The sequence below is a fragment of the Burkholderia sp. SIMBA_051 genome (genome assembly GCF_046534915.1).
In the GTDB taxonomy this organism is placed as follows: Bacteria; Pseudomonadota; Gammaproteobacteria; order Burkholderiales; family Burkholderiaceae; genus Burkholderia; species Burkholderia ambifaria.
This window is the reverse complement of record NZ_JAWRXS010000004.1, coordinates 310,619-330,079: the sequence shown is the minus strand read 5'-3', so window position 1 is coordinate 330,079 and position 19,461 is coordinate 310,619. Positions and strand designations below refer to the sequence as shown.

The following is a 19,461-nucleotide window of genomic DNA, read 5'->3' as shown; positions in this document are numbered from 1 at the left end:
CAAAGCAATGGGCAACCTGAACCCGGTCGCGGACGCGCAGTCCCTGACGATCAAGACGCGGCACGCGAAGTGGCCGCCCGAACTGAGCATCTTCCTGGTGCTGGTGGGCATCAGCCTGTTCTTCGAGGTGATCGGCTGGCTCGTCGTCGGCCAGAGCTTCCTGTTCAACGCGGAGCGGCTCGAGATCATCGTGCTGCAGATGGCCGTGATCGGCATCATCGCGGTCGGCGTGAACCTCGTGATCATCACCAGCGGCATCGACCTGTCGTCGGGCTCGGTCGTCGCCGCGGCGGCCGTCGTGTCGGCCAGCCTCGCGCAGGTGTCCGATTTTCCGCGCGCGGTGTTCCCGCACCTGACCGACCTGCCGGTCATCTGGCCGGTGCTGGCCGGCGTGTGCGTCGGGCTGCTGGTCGGCCTGCTGAACGGTTCGCTGATCGCGCTGACGGGCATCCCGCCGTTCATCGCGACACTCGGCACGATGGTCGCCGCGCGCGGCTTCGCGAAGTGGTTCACCAACGGAATGCCGGTGTCGATGCTGACCGACCCGTTCGCGGCGATCGGCGCGGGCGCGAACCCGGTGATCATCTTTCTCGTGGTGGCCGCGATCTTCCACGTCGTGCTGCGCTACACGCGCTTCGGCAAGTACACGTATGCGATCGGCGCGAACCGCCACGCGGCCGTCGTGTCGGGCATCAACGTGACGCGCCACCTGGTGTTCGTCTATGCGATCGCGGGCCTGTTGAGCGGGATCGCCGGCACCGTGACGGCCGCGCGTGCGATCTCCGGCCAGTCGGGCATGGGCGTGATGTACGAGCTCGACGCGATCGCGGCCGTCGTGATCGGCGGTACGTCGCTGTCGGGCGGCCTCGGGCGCGTGACGGGCACCGTGATCGGCGTGCTGATTCTCGGCGTGATGACGTCGGGCTTCACGTTCATCCGGATCGACGCGTATTACCAGGAGATGGTCAAGGGCGCGATCATCGTCGCGGCCGTGATCGCCGATCAGTACCGCAACAAGAAGTCGCGCCGCTGAGCGGCCGAGACCGATACCCACGTCACCCGGGAAGAAGATGAAGATCGCTCTGGACCCCTACATGATTCGCCACCTGCCGCTCGACCGGTTGCCGCACGCGGTTGCCGAGCTCGGCTACGACCAGATCGAGCTGTCGCCGCGCAGCGATTTTCTCGACTGGTGGGTGATGCCGCGCGCGACGCGCGCGCGCATGACCGCGTTCCGCCACGCGTTGCGCGCAAGCGGCGTGGGGCTCGCGTCGCTGCAGCCGATGTACCGCTGGGCCAGCCCGTTCGAGGACGAGCGGCAATGGGCGGTGCGCTGCTGGAAGAAGGCGATCGAGGTCGCCATCGAGATGGAATGCGCGCTGATGGTGTCCGAGTTCGGGCGCGGCGCGTCGCCGGAGCGCTCGGTCGGCGAGCGGCCGGGCGCGAACCCGAAGGAGCTGTGCGAAGCCGCCTGGTTCCGTTCGATGGACGAGCTGCTGCCGATCCTCGAGCGCGAACGCATCGTGCTGTCGGTCGAGCCGCATCCGGAGGACTGGATCGAGCAGCTGCAGCCGGCGATCGACATCGTCACGAACCTCGGCTCGCCGTCGCTGAAGCTGTCGTACATCGCGCCGCACACGTTCTACTACGGCGACGACATGGCCGCGATGATCGCGCAGGCCGCGCCGATCCTCGCGCACGTGCGCGTGGCCGACACCTTCGACCACCGCAAGAGCAGCCAGCTGCGCTACATCGTCAACCCGCCCGGCTCGAACCAGATCCGCGTGCACCAGCATCTCGACATCGGGCAGGGCGAGATCGACTGGGACACGTTTTTCCGCGCGCTCGGCGACGCCGGCTTCGACGGCGTGATGTCGTCGTGCGTGTTCGCGTGGGAGGACCGCGCGGAAGCGTCGTCACGCTACATGCGCGACACGATCCAGCGCTACGTCGATCGCCATTTCGATCGCGCGGCGGCGCGCTGACTCACGACTGACCGGCGCGGCACCGGCCGCGCCATGGATGAACGACAGACTGGAGATATCCGGATGACCTTGCAAATCGGCGTGATCGGCTGCGGCGCGATCGGCCAGGACCACATCCGCAGGCTGACGCGCACGCTGTCCGGCGCGCGCGTGGTGGCCGTCAACGACATCGATCCGCAGCAGGCGCGCGATGCGGTGACGAAGTACGGGCTCGATGCGGAAATCTACGGCGACGGCCACGAGGTGGTCGCGGCCGCCGACGTGCAGGCCGTGCTCGTCACGTCGTGGGGGCCGACGCACGAAGCGTTCGTGCTCGACGCGATCGCGCACGGCAAGCCGGTGTTCTGCGAGAAGCCGCTCGCGGTGACGGCGCAAGGCTGCATGCGGATCGTCGAGGCCGAGGTCGCGCACGGCCGCCGGCTCGTGCAGGTCGGCTTCATGCGGCCGTACGACGAAGGTTATCGCGCGCTGAAGCACGTGATCGACAGCGGCGGGATCGGCGCGCCGCTGATGCTGCATTGCGCGCACCGCAACCAGTCGGTCGGCGAGCGCTACACGACCGACATGGCGATCACCGACACGCTGATCCACGAGCTCGACGTGCTGCGCTGGCTGCTCGGCGAGGACTACACGAGCGCGCAGGTCGTCTACCCGAAGAAGACGCGCCACGCGAGCGCGCATCTTGCCGATCCGCAGATCGTGCTGCTCGAAACCGCGAGCGGCGTGCGCATCGACGTCGAGATCTTCGTCAACTGCCAGTACGGCTACGACATCCAGTGCGAGGTCGTCGGCGAGAACGGCATCGCGAAGCTGCCCGATCCGCCGGCGGTCGGGCTCAAGCACGCGGCGCGGCAATCGGTCGAGATCATGACCGACTGGAAGGAGCGCTTCATCGCGTCGTACGACGTCGAGCTGCAGGCCTTCATCGACGGCGTGCGGCAAGGTGCGCTGACCGGCCCGTCCGCGTGGGACGGCTACGCGGCGGCGGTTGCGGCCGACGCGTGCGTGCGCGCACAGCAGAGCGGGGCGGTCGAGCCGATCGCGATGGCCGAATGCCCGGCGTTCTATCGCGGCTGAGCCACGGCCGCGCCACCCGAACGCGGCACCGCGCCGCTTTTCTACCGGACTGACCGACATGACGATGAAGATTGGCTGCGCGCCCTGTTGCTGGGGCGTCGACGACGTGAACAACCCGCACCTGCCGTCGTGGCGGCACGTGCTCGCCGAGGCCGCGCAGGCCGGCTACTCGGGCATCGAGCTCGGGCCCTACGGCTATATCCCGCTCGAACTCGACGTGGTGAGCGCGGAGCTCGAACGGCAGCGACTGAGCATCACCGCCGGCACGATCTTCGACGATCTGGTGTCGCCGGAGAACCTGCCGAACCTGCTGCGCCAGACACGCGAGATCTGCGCGCTGATCACGCAACTGCCGAAGCTGCCGACGCAGCACGGCCAGCGCTACGCGGCGCCGTACCTGGTCGTGATGGACTGGGGGCACGAGGAACGCGACTACGCGGCCGGCCATACGGCGCGCGCGCCGCGCCTGGGCGCCGAGCGCTGGGCGCGGATGGTCGACCACATCCGCCGGATCGCGACGATCGCGCGCGACGAATTCGGCGTGCGCGCGGTGATCCATCCGCATGCGGGCGGCTACATCGAATTCGCGGACGAGATCGACCGGATCGTCGCCGACATCGCGGCCGACATGGCCGGCCTGTGTCTCGACACCGGCCACCTGTACTACTCCGGGATGGATCCCGAGACCTGGCTGCGCCGCCATGCGGCGCGGCTCGACTACGTGCATTTCAAGGATATCGACGCGGCCGTCTACGACGCGGTGATGGGCGAGCACATCGCGTTTTTCGCGGCCTGCGCGCGCGGCGTGATGTGCCCGATCGGCAACGGCGTGCTCGACTACCGCGCGATCCGCCGCGCACTCGACGACATCGGCTATGCCGGCTACATCACGATCGAACAGGAGCGCGATCCGCGCAACGCCGGCACGAGCCTGCGCGACGTCGCGGCGAGCCGCGCGTTTCTCGCGTCGGCCGGATTCGCATGAACGATCGACCGCCTGAACCTTTGAACATCTGAACACCTGAACACGGACAGGAACACGACAATCATGATCGACGGACAGATTCTGCTCGGACATTCGATTCCCTGGGGCATGGTCGGCGGCGGGCTTGGCAGCCAGATCGGCTACAGCCATCGGTCGGCCGCGTTGCGCGACGGCAGCTTCCGGCTGGTCGCCGGCGCGTTCGATATCGATGCCGAGCGCGGCCGGCAGTTCGGCGTGAAGCTCGGCGTCGACGCCGGGCGCTGCTATCCCGACTACCGGACGATGTTCGACGCCGAGGCACGCCGCGCCGATGGCATCCGCGCGGTGTCGATCGCGACGCCGAACAACACGCACTTCGAGATCTGCCGCGCGGCGCTGAACGCGGGGCTGCACGTGGTGTGCGAGAAGCCGCTGTGCTTCACGACCGCGGAGGCCGAGACGCTGCAGCGGCTGTCGGTCGAGAAGAACCGCATCGTCGGCGTCGCGTACGGCTATTCGGGCCACCAGATGATCGAGCAGGCGCGCGAGATGATCGCGCGCGGCGATCTCGGCGAGATCCGCATCGTGCAGATGCAGTTCGCGCACGGCTTTCACAGCGAGGGCGTCGAGGCCGCCAGCGCGGCCGCGCGCTGGCGCGTCGATCCGACGTTCGCGGGCCCGAGCTACGTGCTCGGCGACATCGGCACGCACCCGCTGTACATCTCGGAGGTGATGGCGCCCGAGCTGAAGATACGCCGGCTGATGTGCTCGCGGCAGAGCTTCGTGAAGAGCCGCGCGCCGCTCGAGGACAACGCGTTCACGATCATGGAATACGACACGGGCGCGATCGGCTACGTGTGGTCGAGCGCGGTGAACGCGGGCTCGATGCACGGGCAAAAGGTGCGCGTGATCGGCTCGAAGGCGAGCGTCGAATGGTGGGACGAGCATCCGAACCAGTTGCGCTACGAAATCCAGGGGCAGCCCGCGCAGGTGCTCGACCGCGGGATGGGCTATCTGCATCCGCACGCATTGCGCGAGGATCGCATCGGCGCCGGGCATCCGGAAGGGCTGTTCGAAGCATGGTCGAACCTGTATGCGCGTTTCGCGCTCGCGATGGACGCGGCCGATCGCGGCGACACGCAAGCATTGCAGAACATCCGCTTTCCGGACGTTCACGCAGGCGTCGAAGGCGTGCGCTGGGTCGAAAACTGCGTGCGCTCCGCCGATGCGGGCGGCGTGTGGGTCGACTATCGTTGAGCGATGGCAGCCGATGCGCGGCATCGGTAGCGGCCCTGATCTTTACGGCGCGGCGAGCGCATTGGAGAATGGGCTCCGGTACGGTTCCAGTAGGGTTCCCGTATCGCCCGTGGAGCGTGTGCAGGTGATGATCGAGCGCGTGGGAGCGAGCAGGCGGCACGGGCCGTGCCGCAAACGTGATTAAATTCGCCCTTCATGCATGTATTCAGGGAGTCCCGGGCCGCGCCCACAGGCCGCGCGCGCATCGGGGCCGTCAACTTCGCGCTATCCGATGAGCTCATCCGAGAAACCTCCCGCCACCGTCGAGCAGTTCCTGCAGCATCTGACGCAGGAGTACGACGGCCTCAGCAATCGCCTGAAGGTGATTGCGCGTCACGTGGAAACGCATCGCGATCAGCTTGGCCTGGAAGGCATCCAGTCGCTCGCGGAGGCCTGCGGCGTCCAGCCGTCGGCCGTCGTGCGGTTCGCGAAGCATTTCGGCTTCTCCGGCTTCTCCGAGATGCAGCGGCTGTTCCGCGAGGGCCTGGCCCAGCAGATCGCGCCGGGCCGCGCGTACAACCTGCGGTTGCGCGACGTGATCGAATCGGGCTCGTCGAGCCTGCAGCCCGAGCAGATCGCCGACGAATTCATCAAGGGCAGCATCGCCGGGATGCAGCAGTTGCGGCAGACGCTCGATCCGCAGGCGCTCGCGCAGGCCGTCGACCTGCTCGCCGACACGCAGGCGATCTGGATCGCCGGCTCGCGCCGCGCGTTTCCGATCGCCGTGTATCTCGACTATGCGCTGCAGCACACCGACAAGCGCATCGGCCTGTTCAGCGCGCTCGGCAGCATGCATCTCGGCCAGATCCGCTCGGTGCGCGAGGGCGACGTGATGATCGTGATCTCGTTCATGCCGTATGCGGAAGAGACGGTGCAGGTCGCGCAGCAGGCCGTGCAGCGCGGCGCGCGCCTGATCGCGATCACCGACAGCCGGATGAGCCCGCTCGCGCGGGAGGCCGAGGTGACGCTGATGGTGCAGGACAGCGCGACGTTCGGGTTCCGCGCGCTGACCGCGACGATGGGCCTCGCGCAGAGCCTGTTCGTCGCGCTCGCGTATCGCCTGGAACTGTCGTACCTGCCGACCGCCGACGGCGCGCACGGCACGAAGGCCGGCTGACGCCGGCCATGTGCTCGCCCGCCGCCCGCGGGATTGCCCGGCGGGCGGCGCGCGGGCCGCTTACTTCGCGGTCGGCATCGCGAACTCGGCGCCCTTGCCGATGCTCGACGACCAGCGCTGCATCACCGACTTCTGGCGCGTGTAGAAGCGCACGCCTTCCTCGCCGTACGCATGCATGTCGCCGAACAGGCTCTTCTTCCAGCCGCCGAAGCCGTGCCATGCCATCGGCACCGGAATCGGCACGTTGATGCCGACCATGCCGACCTGGATGCGCCGCGCGAACTCGCGTGCGATGCCGCCGTCGCTCGTGTAGCACGCGACGCCGTTGCCGAACTCGTGCGCGTTGATCAGGTCGACCGCTTCGCCGAAGTCCTTCACGCGCACGCAGCCGAGCACCGGGCCGAAGATTTCTTCCTTGTAGATGCGCATGTCGGGGCTCACGTGATCGAACAGCGTGCCGCCGGTGAAGAAGCCTTCCTCGCGGCCCGGCACGCGCAGCCCGCGCCCGTCGACCACCAGTTGCGCGCCTTCGCTGACGCCTTGCTCGATATAGCCTTCGATGCGCTTGAGCGCTTCGCCGGTGACGATCGGGCCCATCTCGACTTCCGGCGACATCCCGTCGCCGATCACCAGCTTGCGCGCGCGCTCGGCGACCGCCGGCACGATCCGGTCGGCCACGTCGCCGACCAGCACCGCGATGCTGATCGCCATGCAGCGTTCGCCGGCCGAGCCGTACGCGGCGCCGATCAGCGCATCGACCGCCTGCTCGATGTTCGCGTCCGGCATCACGACGAGGTGGTTCTTCGCGCCGCCGAGCGCCTGCACGCGCTTGCCCGACTGCACCGCGCGCTGCTGCACGTAGGCCGCGATCGGCGTCGAGCCGACGAAGCTGACGGCCTGCACGTCCGGATGGTCGAGCAGCGCGTCGACCGCGCCCTTGTCGCCCTGCACGACGTTGAACACGCCGGCGGGGAGGCCGGCCTGCGTGAGCAGGTCGGCGATGAACAGCGCCGCCGACGGGTCGCGCTCGCTCGGCTTCAGCACGAACGTGTTGCCCGTCGCGAGCGCGACCGGGAACATCCAGCACGGCACCATGCACGGGAAGTTGAACGGCGTGATGCCCGCGACGACGCCGAGCGGCTGGCGCATCGTCCAGTTGTCGATGCCGGTGCTGACCTGGTCGGTGAAGTCGCCCTTCAGCAATTGCGGCACGCCGCACGCGAATTCGATGATGTCGATGCCGCGCGCGACTTCGCCCTGCGCGTCGGAGAACACCTTGCCGTGCTCGGCCGTGATGATCGCCGCGAGCGTGTCGCGGTGCTCGTTCATCAGTTGCAGGAAGCGGTGCAGCACGCGGGCGCGGCGGATCGGCGGCGTCTCGGCCCAGGCGGGGAACGCGGCATGGGCCGACGCGACGGCGCGCTGCACTTCGTCGCCGTCGGCGAGCGCGACGCGGCGCACCGCGCGGCCCAGCGCCGGGTTGAGGACGTCCTGGAAGCGGCCGCTGCGGCCGGCAACGGGCGCGCCGTCGAGGTAATGGCCGACGTCGGCGTCGGACGTGTAGGCGGGAACCGGGTTCATCGTGTCTCCTGGGGATGGGGGCGAATGGAGCCTAGTCTAGGCAAAGCGGCGGGGCGGGAGAAGGCCGCGCAGCTTGATTCACTGTTCAGAATTCTGAATAATCGATGGATGAATCAGCAAAATGTCCAGGCGCTCTGGCCGCATATCCATTCGCTGACGGTGCTCGCCGCGGCCGGCAGTTTCACGGCCGCCGCGCAGCGGCTCGGCATCAGCAAGGCCGCGATGAGCCAGCGCATCGCCGATCTCGAGAAGGCGGCCGGCGTGCCGCTCGTGCGGCGCACGACCCGCAGCGTGCGGCTCACCGACGCGGGGCAGACGCTGGTCGACAGCACGCGCGACGCGTTCGAGTCGATCGGCCAGCATTTCGCGCGCGTGAAGGATCTGGCCGGCGAACCGCGCGGGCTGCTGCGCGTGACGGCGCCCGTCGCGCTCGGGCGCCAGCAGGTGGTGCCGCACCTGCCCGATTTCCTGCGGCAGCATCCGGGCGTGCACATCGAGCTCGACCTGTCCGACCGGCTGCATTCGCTGACGCAGGAGGGCTTCGATCTCGCGATCCGCCATACGACGACCGCGCCGCAGACCCACGTCGCGTGGAAGCTGTGCGACACGCGTTCGCTGCTGGTCGCGAGCCGGGACTACCTCGATGCGCGCGGCGCGCCGCGCCACCCGAGCGAGCTCGTCGATCACAGCTGCCTGTGCTACCTGCGCGACAACGAGCCGGCCGCCTGGAGCTTCGAGCCCGACGGCCGGCGCCGCCAGCGCGTGAGCGTGCCGGTGCGCGGCAGCTTCGCGGCCAACAACAGCGAGGCGATGCGCGAGGCCGCGCTCGGCGGGCTCGGCATCGCGCTGCTGCCGGATTTCAGCGCGCAGCGCGATCTCGACGCAGGCCGGCTCGTCGCGCTGCTCGACGGCTGGCGGCCGTCGGGCGCGTTCGGCGACCATATCTTCGCGATCCGGCCGTACAGCCCGGTCGTGCCGAGCGCGGTGCGCGCGCTCGTGCGGCACCTGCGCGAGCGGCTCGCCGGCGGTTTTTCGGGCGCGTGAGCGGCGCGCGCGGCCGGGCCTGCCTGCCCCATGGCCGTGCCTCGGCGGCGCGGGCAGGCCCGGCCGCGCTGCGGTAAAATCGCCGCTTCCTCCCGCGCCCGTGTGGCGCGTCATTCGAAGGTCGACAGCCGATGCAGATTCACAAGGAAGTGGACGCGCGCGGGCTTAATTGCCCGTTGCCGATCCTGCGCGCCAAGAAAGCGCTCGCCGATATGGAGAGCGGGCAGATCCTCAAGGTGCTCGCGACCGATCCGGGCTCGCAGCGCGATTTCGCCGCGTTCGCGAAGCAGACGGGCAATGAGATCGTCGAAGTGACGACCCAGGACAAGACCTTCGTATTCCTGATGCGCCGCCGCTGACGGCCCGCCTCACGCGCCTCTCGCGGCACCCGGCCGGGCAGCGCCCGTGGCGGGCCGGCCGCGCCTTCGCTGCCTCTGACAATTCTTAAACCTCGTCGCACGGCCGGCTGCGTATACTGACCCGGCCGGTCGTCCGTCTCGGATGGATGCGCCGGCCACGGTACGTCATACGAGGCGGGCACGGGGGCCATGCCTGACGCTACCGTCGTACAAACGGGGAGAGGACATGTCCTTCAGACAAGGGACCATTCGAAGTCCGTCCGCGGCGGAACGCATCGCGCCCGCACGCGCGGCGGGGTCGAGCCGGATCGAGCTCGACCCGCAACAGGATCGCCACGCGCGTGCCGCGCTGGAGGCCTATGCCGATTCGGCGGCGGCCGAGATGCCGTGGCTGGCCGAATCGCTCGACGAACGGCTGCGCGACGCCGCGCACGGCGACGGCGCGGGCCTCACGTATTGCGGCGCGACGGTCGAGCGCGTGTTCGATCTCGCGCACGCGTGGGCGGCGAGCCAGCCCGACTATGCGGCGCCGGCGTGGGAGCGCGTGCGTGGCCAGCTGGAGCGGATGCTGCGGCAGCCGACGCTGCGGCAGCCGGAGTAGCCGTCGCTCGCGCGGCGGCGGCGTGTGCCGGCCGACGATTTTGCCGAGCCGATGGCCGGCCTGGCGGGCGCCAAACCAGGGCGCGTAATCGCGCGATGGGCAGGATTATTCGAATAAAGGACCGTAGTCCGCGCAATTTCTTGGCGAATTTCATACTACTATGATGAAATCGCCGGTTCGTCCGTGCCCCGTTTTTGAGATATTTGGCCGGGGCGCCGTGTCACGCAGGGTGCGCGAGCGGCAAACGGCGGCTCGCCGGCCGGCGTCGGAAGCCGTGCCCGTGTGCGGCGCGGCGGAGTGAGCGCGGGGAGCTGAACTGGACGAATCGATTTCGATTTGCGGGGTGCTATGAGAATTGCTGTACTGGATGACGATCCGGCCCAGACGGATTTCGTCAGTCAAACGCTGACGGCCGCCGGCCACACGTGCTATGCGTTCAAGGAAGGCAAGGCTCTGAAGAAGCGTCTGCAGCGCGAGACGTTCGATCTGCTCGTGCTCGACTGGAACGTGCCCGACATGTCCGGCGAGGAAGTGCTGAAGTGGGTCCGTGCGAACCAGTCCGAGCACAGCCTGCCGATCATCTTCATGACGAGCCGCGACGACGAGGCGGGGATCACGCAGATCCTCAACGCCGGCGCCGACGATTACGTGGTCAAGCCCGTGTCGGGCCCGATCCTGCGCGCGCGCATCGGCTCGCTGCTGCGCCGCGCGTATCCGGTCAATCCGGAGGCGACCGTTCGCGAGTTCGACCAGTTCCGCTTCGACGTGAACCTGAAGCAGGCCTATGTCGGCGACAAGGCCGTGAGCCTCACGCAGAAGGAGTTCGAGCTCGCGCTGCTGCTGTTCCAGCATCTCGACCGGCCGCTGTCGCGCGCCCACATTCTCGATCTCGTGTGGAAGCAGGCGACCGACATTCCGTCGCGCACGATGGACACGCACATCTCGATGCTGCGCACGAAGCTCGGCCTGCGGCCGGAAAACGGCTATCGCCTCGCGCCGATCTACGGCTACGGCTACCGGCTCGAGCGGGTCGGCCAGGGAGAACCGGAGTGATCGCGCGAATCACGCAGCGCACGCCGGGCCTGCGCACGGCGGCACTGCGCGCGGCGTGCGTGGTCGCGCTGGCATGCGCGGCACAGCAGGCCGCCGCGCGGCCGCCGGCTGCCGCGGGCAAGACGATCGTCTACCGTACGCAAGCCGGCGACACGCTGTACGACGTCGCCGCGCGTTACCTGCAGGGCCCGGACGACTGGCAGGTGCTGCAGCAGATCAACGGCGTGCCGGCCCCGAAGCACCTGCAGCCCGGCATCGCGCTGAAGCTGCCGGTCGCGCGGCTGCGCAAGGAAAAGCTGACCGCGCGCGTCGTCGCGGTGCAGGGGGCGGCCGAGCGCAGGTCCGGCGACGCGTACGCGCCGCTCGCCGACGATGCGACGCTCAACGAGGGTGACCGCGTGCGCACCGGCGCGAACGGTTTCGTGACGATCGAGCTCACCGACGGCACGCACATGAGCCTGCCGCCCGACAGCCAGCTCGACCTGAAGACGCTGCGCCGCACCGTGCTGACCGGCACGCTCGATCGCGAGTTCGAGCTCACGCGCGGCTCGGTCGACAGCGAAGTCACGCATCTGAAGAAACGCGACGACCGCTTCCAGATCCGCTCGCCGTCGGTCGTGGCCGGCGTGCGCGGCACGCGGTTTCGCGTGAACTACGACGCGGCCGGCAACGCGGCGACGCGCATCGAAGTGCTCGACGGCACCGTCGGCGTCGCGGGCAAGCGGCAACCGGCCGATCCGACGCTCGTGCATGCGAACTTCGGCAGCGTCGCGACATCATCCGGCGCGATCGGCGCGCCCGTCCAGCTGCTGCCCGCACCGGCGCTCACGCATCCGGACAAGGTGCAGGACGAGCCCGACGTCGCGTTCGACATCGCGCCGCTCGCCGCCGCGCACGCATACCACCTGCAGCTCGCCCACGACGCGGGCATGCTCGACCTGTTCCGCGAAACCCGCACCGATACGCCGAGCGCGGTGTTTCGCGACGTGCCGAACGGCACGTATTTCGTGCGGGTCGCAGCGATCGACACCAACGGCCTCGAAGGCATGCCGCGCACCTATGCGTTCGAGCGGCGCCAGATGGGGCTCGACGCGAGCGCGTCGCCCGGCGCCGGCGGCTACGAGTTCCGCTGGTCGCCGAACGGCTCGGGCAAGGATGCGCGCTACCGGTTCGTGCTGTCGCGCTCGAAGGACCTGAGCGCGCCGGTCGTCGACCAGGTCGGCCTGCATGCGCGCAAGATCAGCGTCGCGCACCTGCCGCCCGGCGACTACTACTGGGCGGTGACGGTCGAGGAGTTCGAAGGCGGCAAGTTCTACCAGAAGACGAGTCCGGTCAGCGCGTTCACGTTGTCGCGCTGATCCGCGGCACATGAAAACCGACTCCGTTTCCCCGCGGCGGCGCCTCGGCCGCCGCTTCCTGATCGAGTGGATCGCGATCGGCTGCCTCGGGATCGCGGTGATCCTCGCGTGCGCGCTCGGCCGGCTGTCGTCGAGCGTCGACGGGCTGATCTACGACCGGCTGCTGATGCTGCGCAGCCTGCCGCTGTCGCCCGACGTCGTCGTCGTCGACATCGACAACCAGAGCGTGTCCGCGCTCGGCCGCTGGCCGTGGCCGCGCAGCGTGCATGCGCGATTGCTCGACACGCTGGCGCGTGCGCAGCCGGCCGCCGTCGTCTACGACGTGCTGTTTACCGAGCAGTCGCCCGAGGATCGTCCGTTCGCGGACGCGATGGCCCGTGTGCCGACGTTCCTCGCCGTGCTGCTGAGCCCGGAGCAGGCGGACGGCACGCGCACCGTCGATCCGCCGGTGGCGGAGCTTGCGGCCCGCGCGACGGGGCTCGGCCACATCAATCTCGAAGTCGATCCCGACGGCATCGTGCGCAGCGTCGCGCTGTTCGAAAGCGACGGACGCGTGCGCTGGCCGCAACTGATGGTGCCCGTCTACCGCGCGCTCGAGGCCGGCCGGCTGCATCCGGCCGGCGGCGCGCCCGGCGCGCATGCGCACGACCTGTCGCGCGACGTGACAGGCGAGGGCCGCTACCTGATCCCGTTCAGCCGCAACACCCCCGCGTATCCGACGCTGTCGTTCGACGACGTGCTCGAAGGGCGCGTGAAACCCGATGCGCTGCGCGGCAAGATCGTCGTCGTCGGCGTGACGGCTTCGGGCCTCTACGACCGCTTCGCGACACCGGTGTCGGGCGAGTTCGGCCCGCTCGCCGGCGTGTACATCCATGCGAACGTGCTCGACATGCTGACGACCGGCAGCGCGATCCTGCCCGTGTCGCGCGCGGGGCTGTTCGCCGCGTCGCTGCTGCCGCTCGCGGTGCTGCTGGCCGGTTTCCTGATGCTGTCGCCGTGGCGCGGCCTGCTGCTGACGCTGAGCCTGGCCGCGGCGGCCGTCGTCGCGAGCGTGGCGCTGTTGTTCGAGGCGCGCGTGTGGCTGTCGCCCGCGCCCGCGATCTTCGGGCTGATCGCCGTGTATCCGATCTGGAACTGGCGGCGCCTCGAAATGACGATGTCGTACCTGCGCCGCGAGCTGCAGCGGCTCGCCGACGAGCCGCACCTGCTGCCCGAGGCGCCGCGCACGCGCAGCGTCGGCGGCGACGTGCTCGAACGTCAGATGGCGCTGATGGCGCAGGCCGCGCAGCGCGTGCAGGACATGAAGCGCTTCGTGTGGGACAGCCTCGACAGCATGCCGGAGCCGATCTTCGTCACCGACCTGGCCGGCACCGTGCTGATCGCGAACCACGCGGCGAAGCGCTACGGGTCGCGGCTCGCGCTGCCGTTGCCGGAAGGCCGGCCGCTGCGCGCCGCGCTCGGCGAGCTGACCTTCATGAAGACCGTCGACGGCAACGTCGAACACGACGTCGCGATCCGCGAACACTGGCCGGCCGCGCTCGACCCGACGCTCGAGGCCGAGCACGACGCGATGGCGCGCGGCATCGAGGTGCGCGACCGCGACGGGCTCGACCATCTGCTACGCTACGCGGCATGTACGAACGCGCAGGGCCACGTGACGGGCTGGATCGCCGGCCTCGTCGACGTGACCGAGCTGCATGCGGCCGAGCGGCAGCGCGAGGAGGCGCTGCACCTGCTGTCGCACGACATGCGCTCGCCGCAGTCGTCGATCCTCGCGCTCGTCGAGATCGAGCGCGAACGCGTCGAGACCGACGCGACGCGCACGCTGCTCGCTCGGATCGAGCGGTACGCGCATCGCGCGCTGTCGCTCGCCGACGAGTTCGTGCAACTGGCGCGCGCGGAGTCGCAGGCGTACCAGCTCGAACCGACGAGCCTCGTCGACGTGCTGATCGACGCGAGCGACGAAGTCTGGCCGCAGGCGCAGGCCAAGCGTATCCGCATCGATACCGACGTCGGCACCGACATGGGCTGGACGCGCGCCGACCGCTCGCTGATCACGCGCGCGTTCGTCAACGTGCTGAACAACGCGGTCAAATACAGTCCGTCCGACACGGTGATCACGTGTACGCTGACGATCGAGCACGCATCGAGGCGGATGTTCTGTACGATTCGCGATCAGGGGTACGGCATCGCGCCGGAAGATCAGCGGCATCTGTTCGAGCGTTTCAAGCGGTTCCATGCCGGCGAGCGGCCCGAAATCTCGGGTTCGGGGCTCGGCATGGCATTCGTGAAGACGGTCGTCACGCGCCACGGCGGCAGCGTGACGGTCGACAGCGAAGTGGGTGTCGGCACCGCGGTGACGGTGTCGCTGCCCGCGATCGACGAGCCGTCCGCCTGACAGGGCCGGGCACGACGGCAGGCATTTGGGGGAAGTCATGAGAAAGGAATGGGCAGCGACCGCATTGGCGGCGTCGCTGTTGACGGGTTGCGCCGGCGTCACGACCGGCGTGAGCGCGCTCGGGCAGCCGAATGCGTTCGCGTCCGGTGCGCACGGCTACGATGTCGTCCGCACGGCCGCTCAGGCCGACGATGCCGAATACCGGCGGATCGAGACGCTCGTGCGCGACGAGCTCGCGCAGCGTGGCTTCGACGCGCAAGCCGGCAAGGATGCGCGCTACCGGCTGTCGATCGCGTATGCGACGCAGCCGGCGTCCGTCGCGGCGACGGCCGACCAGTGCGGCGCCGCGAGCAGCGCGTGCGTGACCGTCGACGGGCCGGCGCCGTTCGCGCTGCCGTTCGCGGGTACGGTGTACCGCCACGTGCTGACGCTGCGTTTCGTCGATGCGAGCTCGGGCGCGGACGTCTATCGCGTGTCGGCGTCGCTGCGCGATCGCGATGCGGGCACGCAGCAGGCCGCGCCGACGCTCGTGCGGAGCGCGCTCGCGAAGCTGCCGTTCGAGCAGGGTGACGGCTGGCTCGTGAAGACGAAAAAAGACGACGCGGGCGCAATGCCGGGCGTCGTCTCGGTGAAGCCGGCCGCCGCGCGCTGACGCGCCGGCCGTGAGGTGAGGGCGGGCCCGCCGGAAAGGCGAGGCCGGCCCGGGCCGCGTTCAGGCGGCCGGATGCGCGTTGCGGCGCGTGCGCAGGTACGCGTCGAACTCGGTGCCGACTTCCGGGTGGCGCAGCGCGAATTCGACCGTCGCCTTCAGGTAGCCGAGCTTGCTGCCGCAGTCGTAGCGCGTGCCCTGATACTTGTAGGCCAGCACCTGTTCGTCGGCGAGCAGCGCCTGGATCGCGTCGGTGAGCTGCAGCTCGCCGCCCGCGCCCGGCTTCAGCGCGCGCAGGTGTTCGAAAATGCGCGGCTTCAGGATGTAGCGGCCGACCACGCCGAGGTTCGACGGCGCGACTTCCGGCGCGGGCTTCTCGACGATCGCCGACATCTTGACGATCGACTCTTCCCACTCCTTGCCATCGACGATCCCGTACGACTTCGTCTCCGACGGGGGAATCTCTTCCACGCCGATCACCGAGCTGTGATAGTGGTCGAACACGTCGACCATCTGCTTCATCACCGGCGGGTTGCCGTCGAGCAGGTCGTCGGCGAGGATCACCGCGAACGGGTTGTCCGCCACGAGCTTTTCCGCGCACAGCACCGCATGGCCGAGGCCGAGCGCTTCCGGCTGGCGCACGTAGAAGCAGTCGACGTGGCTCGGCTTGATGCTGCGCACGAGCTCGAGCAGCTTTGCCTTGCCGCGCGCCTCGAGTTCGGCCTCGACCTCGTACGACTTGTCGAAGTGGTCCTCGATTGCGCGCTTGCTGCGCCCGGTCACGAAGATCATCTCGGTGATGCCCGCGGCGATCGCTTCCTCGACCGCGTACTGGATCAGCGGCTTGTCGACGACCGGCAGCATTTCCTTCGGGCTCGCCTTCGTTGCAGGGAGGAACCGCGTGCCGAGACCGGCAACCGGGAATACCGCCTTGTTGACTTTCAACATGATCGAACCTTTATTCCTGTAATCGACTTGTCAGACGGTCTATGTTCACGTTCCGATTATAGTGAACGCAAACGACCTTACCGTTTGTTACGCAGGCAACCGATCGAGCTGGGCGCGCAGTTTTTCCAGCGTACTACCGAACTCGGCCACGCGCTTCTGTTCCTGCTCGACCACGGCCGGCGGCGCTTTCGCGACGAATGCCTCGTTGCCGAGCTTCGCGTTGCACTTCGCGATCTCGCCCGTCAGGCGCGCGATTTCCTTCGACAGGCGCTCGCGCTCGGCCGCGACGTCGATCTCCACCTTCAGTACCAGCTTGTTCGGGCCCACGATCGCGATCGGCGCGCCGTGCGCTTCCTTGTCGAGCGTCGCTTCGTCCGCGAGGATCTGGACTTCCGACAGGCGGGCGAGGGCCTGCACGTACGGCGCGAACGAGCGCAGGCGCTCGGCGTCGCCGGCCGCGAGCAGCGGCACCTTGGTCGCCGGCGACAGGTTCATCTCGCCGCGCAGGTTGCGGCACGCGTCGACGATCGCCTTCAGGTCGGCCGCCCATTGCTCGGACGCCTCGTCGATCTTCTGCAGGTTCGCAACCGGATACGCCTGCGTCATCAGCGACGCTTCGCCCTCGGCCTTGCCTTGCGGATAACGGCCGGCGAGCGGCGCGACCTTCTGCCAGAGCGCTTCGGTGATGAACGGGATGATCGGGTGCGCGAGGCGCAGCACCGTCTCGAGCACGCGCAGCAGCGTGCGGCGCGTCGCGCGCTGCTGTTCCGGCGTGCCGTTCTGGATCTGCACCTTCGCGAGTTCGAGGTACCAGTCGCAGTACTCGTCCCACACGAACTTGTAGATGCTGGTCGCGATGTTGTCGAAACGGTAATCGGCGAAGCCCTTCGCGATGTCGGCCTCGGTGCGCTGCAGCAGCGACACGATCCAGCGGTCGGCCGCCGAGAAGTCGAGGTAGCCGCCGGGGCCGCAGTCGCCCGCGCCGCACACTTCCGGCTTGTCGTTGCCGCAGTCGTGGCCTTCGCAGTTCATCAGCACGAAACGCGTCGCGTTCCACAGCTTGTTGCAGAAGTTGCGATAGCCTTCGCAGCGCGCGAGGTCGAAGTTCACGTTGCGGCCGAGCGTCGCCATCGACGCCATCGTGAAGCGCAGCGCATCGGTGCCGAACGCGGCGATGCCGTCCGGGAATTCCTTGCGCGTCTTCTTCTCGATGGTGGCGGCCTGCTTCGGGTTCATCAGGCCCGTCGTGCGCTTCGCGACCAGCGTTTCGAGGTCGATGCCATCGACGATGTCGATCGGGTCGAGCGTGTTGCCCTTGCTCTTCGACATCTTCTGGCCTTCCGCGTCGCGCACGAGGCCGTGCACGTAGACGGTATGGAACGGCACCTTGCCGGTGAAGTGCGTGGTCATCATCACCATCCGGGCGACCCAGAAGAAGATGATGTCGAAGCCCGTGACGAGCACCGACGACGGCAGGAAGTGCTGCAGTTCAGGCGTTTCGTTCGGCCAGCCGAGCGACGAGAACGGCACGAGCGCCGACGAGAACCACGTGTCGAGTACGTCCTCGTCGCGCTTGAGCGCGCCGGCATAGCCCTTCGCGGCGGCCTGCGCGCGCGCTTCTTCCTCGTTGCGCGCGACGAACACCTCGCCGTTCTCGCCGTACCACGCGGGAATCTGGTGACCCCACCACAGCTGGCGCGAGATGCACCAGTCCTGGATGTTCTCGAGCCATTGGTAGTAGGTGGTCGTCCAGTTTTCCGGCACGAACTTGATCTGGCCGTTGCGCACGACGTCGAGCGACGTCTCGGTGATCGACTTGCCCGGGTTGAACGTGCCTTCCGGCGCCGCCTTCGTCATCGCGACGAACCACTGGTCGGTCAGCATCGGCTCGATCACGACGCCCGTGCGGTCGCCGCGCGGCACCATCAGCTTGTGCGGCTTCACGGAGTCGAGGAAGCCCTGCGCGTCGAGGTCGGCGACGATTGCCTTGCGTGCGTCGAAGCGGTCGAGGCCGCGATACTGCTCGGGGCCGTTGTCGTTGATCTTCGCGTCGAGCGTCAGGATCTCGATCGGCGCGAGGTTGTGGCGCAGGCCGACCTGGTAGTCGTTGAAGTCGTGCGCGGGCGTGACCTTCACGACGCCCGTGCCGAACTCGCGGTCGACGTAGTCGTCGGCGATCACCGGGATCTCGCGGCCCGTCAGCGGCAGCGTGACCAGCTTGCCGATCAGGTGCGCGTAGCGCTCGTCTTCCGGGTGGACCATCAGCGCGACGTCGCCGAGCATCGTCTCGGGACGCGTCGTCGCGACGGTCAGCGAGCCCGAACCGTCGACGAGCGGGTAGCGGATGTGCCACAGGTGGCCGTTTTCCTCTTCGCTCGCGACTTCGAGATCCGACACCGCGGTGAGCAGCACCGGATCCCAGTTGACGAGGCGCTTGCCGCGGTAGATCAGGCCCTGTTCGAAGAGCGTGACGAACACGTCGCGCACGGCGGCCGACATCTTGTCGTCCATCGTGAAATATTCACGCGACCAGTCGGTCGACGCGCCGAGGCGGCGCACCTGGCCGGTGATCGTCGAGCCGGACTGCTGCCTCCACTCCCACACGCGCTCGACGAACTTCTCGCGGCCGAGGTCATGGCGCGACACGCCCTGCGCATCGAGCTGGCGCTCGACGACGATCTGGGTCGCGATCCCGGCGTGGTCGGTGCCGGGCACCCACAGCGTGTTCTCGCCGAGCATCCGGTGGTAGCGCGCGAGGCCGTCCATGATCGTCTGGTTGAACGCGTGGCCCATGTGCAGCGTGCCGGTGACGTTCGGCGGCGGCAGCTGGATCGCGAAATCGGGGCGCGCCGGGTCGAAGGCCGGGGCGGCATAGCCGCGTTTTTCCCACTCCGGCCCCCATTGGGACTCGATGGTGTGGGGTTCGAAACTCTTCGCAAGCGTGCTGTCGCTCATGGTTGGAAATCTGCCGAAAAATGCGTGAATTGGATGCCGAATCCGGCAATTATAAATGGATGCACATCGGCCAGCC

Annotated in this window: 15 protein-coding genes and 1 pseudogene; 13 read left to right on the top strand and 3 right to left on the bottom strand. The window is 68.4% G+C overall.

What is annotated here, in order from left to right; all coding sequences use genetic code 11:
* Positions 1-7 precede the first annotated feature (7 nt).
* From SB771_RS11905 to SB771_RS11880, 6 genes are all read left to right on the top strand, one after another.
* Positions 8-1,033, top strand: coding sequence for an ABC transporter permease (locus tag SB771_RS11905; protein ID WP_006753148.1), 1,026 nt, complete (start codon positions 8-10; stop codon positions 1,031-1,033).
* Positions 1,034-1,070: 37 nt separating this feature from the next.
* Positions 1,071-1,985, top strand: a complete 915-nt coding sequence (locus SB771_RS11900; protein ID WP_165751273.1) for a sugar phosphate isomerase/epimerase family protein — start codon at positions 1,071-1,073, stop codon at positions 1,983-1,985.
* A gap of 63 nt (positions 1,986-2,048) precedes the next feature.
* Positions 2,049-3,062, top strand: coding sequence for a Gfo/Idh/MocA family protein (locus SB771_RS11895; RefSeq protein WP_165751274.1), 1,014 nt, complete (start codon positions 2,049-2,051; stop codon positions 3,060-3,062).
* 58 nt (positions 3,063-3,120) lie between these two features.
* On the top strand, positions 3,121-4,047 hold the full coding sequence (locus tag SB771_RS11890) for a TIM barrel protein (RefSeq protein WP_175662599.1): 927 nt from the start codon (positions 3,121-3,123) through the stop codon (positions 4,045-4,047).
* Between the two features lie 63 nt (positions 4,048-4,110).
* A complete protein-coding gene (locus SB771_RS11885; RefSeq protein ID WP_175662598.1) occupies positions 4,111-5,283 on the top strand; it encodes a Gfo/Idh/MocA family protein in 1,173 nt (390 codons plus the stop codon).
* 271 nt (positions 5,284-5,554) lie between these two features.
* Positions 5,555-6,439: a MurR/RpiR family transcriptional regulator gene (locus SB771_RS11880; RefSeq protein ID WP_006753153.1), complete on the top strand. Its 885-nt coding sequence runs from the start codon at positions 5,555-5,557 to the stop codon at positions 6,437-6,439.
* Positions 6,440-6,499: 60 nt separating this feature from the next.
* On the opposite strand, the gene SB771_RS11875 is transcribed toward SB771_RS11880, so the two are convergent.
* Positions 6,500-8,020, bottom strand: a complete 1,521-nt coding sequence (locus SB771_RS11875; RefSeq protein ID WP_175662597.1) for a CoA-acylating methylmalonate-semialdehyde dehydrogenase — start codon at positions 8,018-8,020, stop codon at positions 6,500-6,502.
* Between the two features lie 108 nt (positions 8,021-8,128).
* Between SB771_RS11875 and SB771_RS11870 the strand changes: the two genes are divergently transcribed.
* The 7 genes and pseudogenes from SB771_RS11870 to SB771_RS11840 all read left to right on the top strand — a co-directional run bounded on the left by SB771_RS11870 (position 8,129) and on the right by SB771_RS11840 (position 15,485).
* Positions 8,129-9,064: a LysR family transcriptional regulator gene (locus tag SB771_RS11870; RefSeq protein ID WP_006759565.1), complete on the top strand. Its 936-nt coding sequence runs from the start codon at positions 8,129-8,131 to the stop codon at positions 9,062-9,064.
* 131 nt (positions 9,065-9,195) lie between these two features.
* A complete protein-coding gene (locus SB771_RS11865) occupies positions 9,196-9,423 on the top strand; it encodes a sulfurtransferase TusA family protein (RefSeq protein ID WP_006753156.1) in 228 nt (75 codons plus the stop codon).
* A gap of 226 nt (positions 9,424-9,649) precedes the next feature.
* A pseudogene (locus SB771_RS11860) lies at positions 9,650-10,141 on the top strand (peptidase).
* A gap of 231 nt (positions 10,142-10,372) precedes the next feature.
* The gene (locus SB771_RS11855) at positions 10,373-11,077 is read left to right on the top strand and encodes a response regulator transcription factor (RefSeq protein ID WP_006756066.1); all 705 of its coding nucleotides are present in this window, start codon (positions 10,373-10,375) and stop codon (positions 11,075-11,077) included.
* Entirely contained in the window at positions 11,074-12,435 is a 1,362-nt protein-coding gene (locus SB771_RS11850) for a FecR domain-containing protein (RefSeq protein ID WP_175662595.1), read from the top strand. Before SB771_RS11855 ends, SB771_RS11850 begins: the two co-directional genes overlap by 4 nt.
* 10 nt (positions 12,436-12,445) lie before the next feature.
* The gene (locus tag SB771_RS11845) at positions 12,446-14,833 is read left to right on the top strand and encodes a CHASE2 domain-containing protein (RefSeq protein ID WP_175662594.1); all 2,388 of its coding nucleotides are present in this window, start codon (positions 12,446-12,448) and stop codon (positions 14,831-14,833) included.
* 37 nt (positions 14,834-14,870) lie between these two features.
* Entirely contained in the window at positions 14,871-15,485 is a 615-nt protein-coding gene (locus SB771_RS11840) for a DUF4136 domain-containing protein (protein ID WP_175662593.1), read from the top strand.
* 60 nt (positions 15,486-15,545) lie between these two features.
* Here SB771_RS11840 and galU read toward each other — a convergent pair whose 3' ends face one another.
* Together galU and SB771_RS11830 are read right to left on the bottom strand one after the other, a co-directional pair.
* Positions 15,546-16,430 carry a UTP--glucose-1-phosphate uridylyltransferase GalU gene (gene galU, locus SB771_RS11835; RefSeq protein WP_410721796.1) on the bottom strand — a complete coding sequence of 295 codons (885 nt, stop codon included), beginning with the start codon at positions 16,428-16,430 and terminating at the stop codon, positions 15,546-15,548.
* 87 nt (positions 16,431-16,517) lie between these two features.
* The gene (locus SB771_RS11830) at positions 16,518-19,385 is read right to left on the bottom strand and encodes a valine--tRNA ligase (protein WP_175662592.1); all 2,868 of its coding nucleotides are present in this window, start codon (positions 19,383-19,385) and stop codon (positions 16,518-16,520) included.
* Positions 19,386-19,461 lie beyond the last annotated feature (76 nt).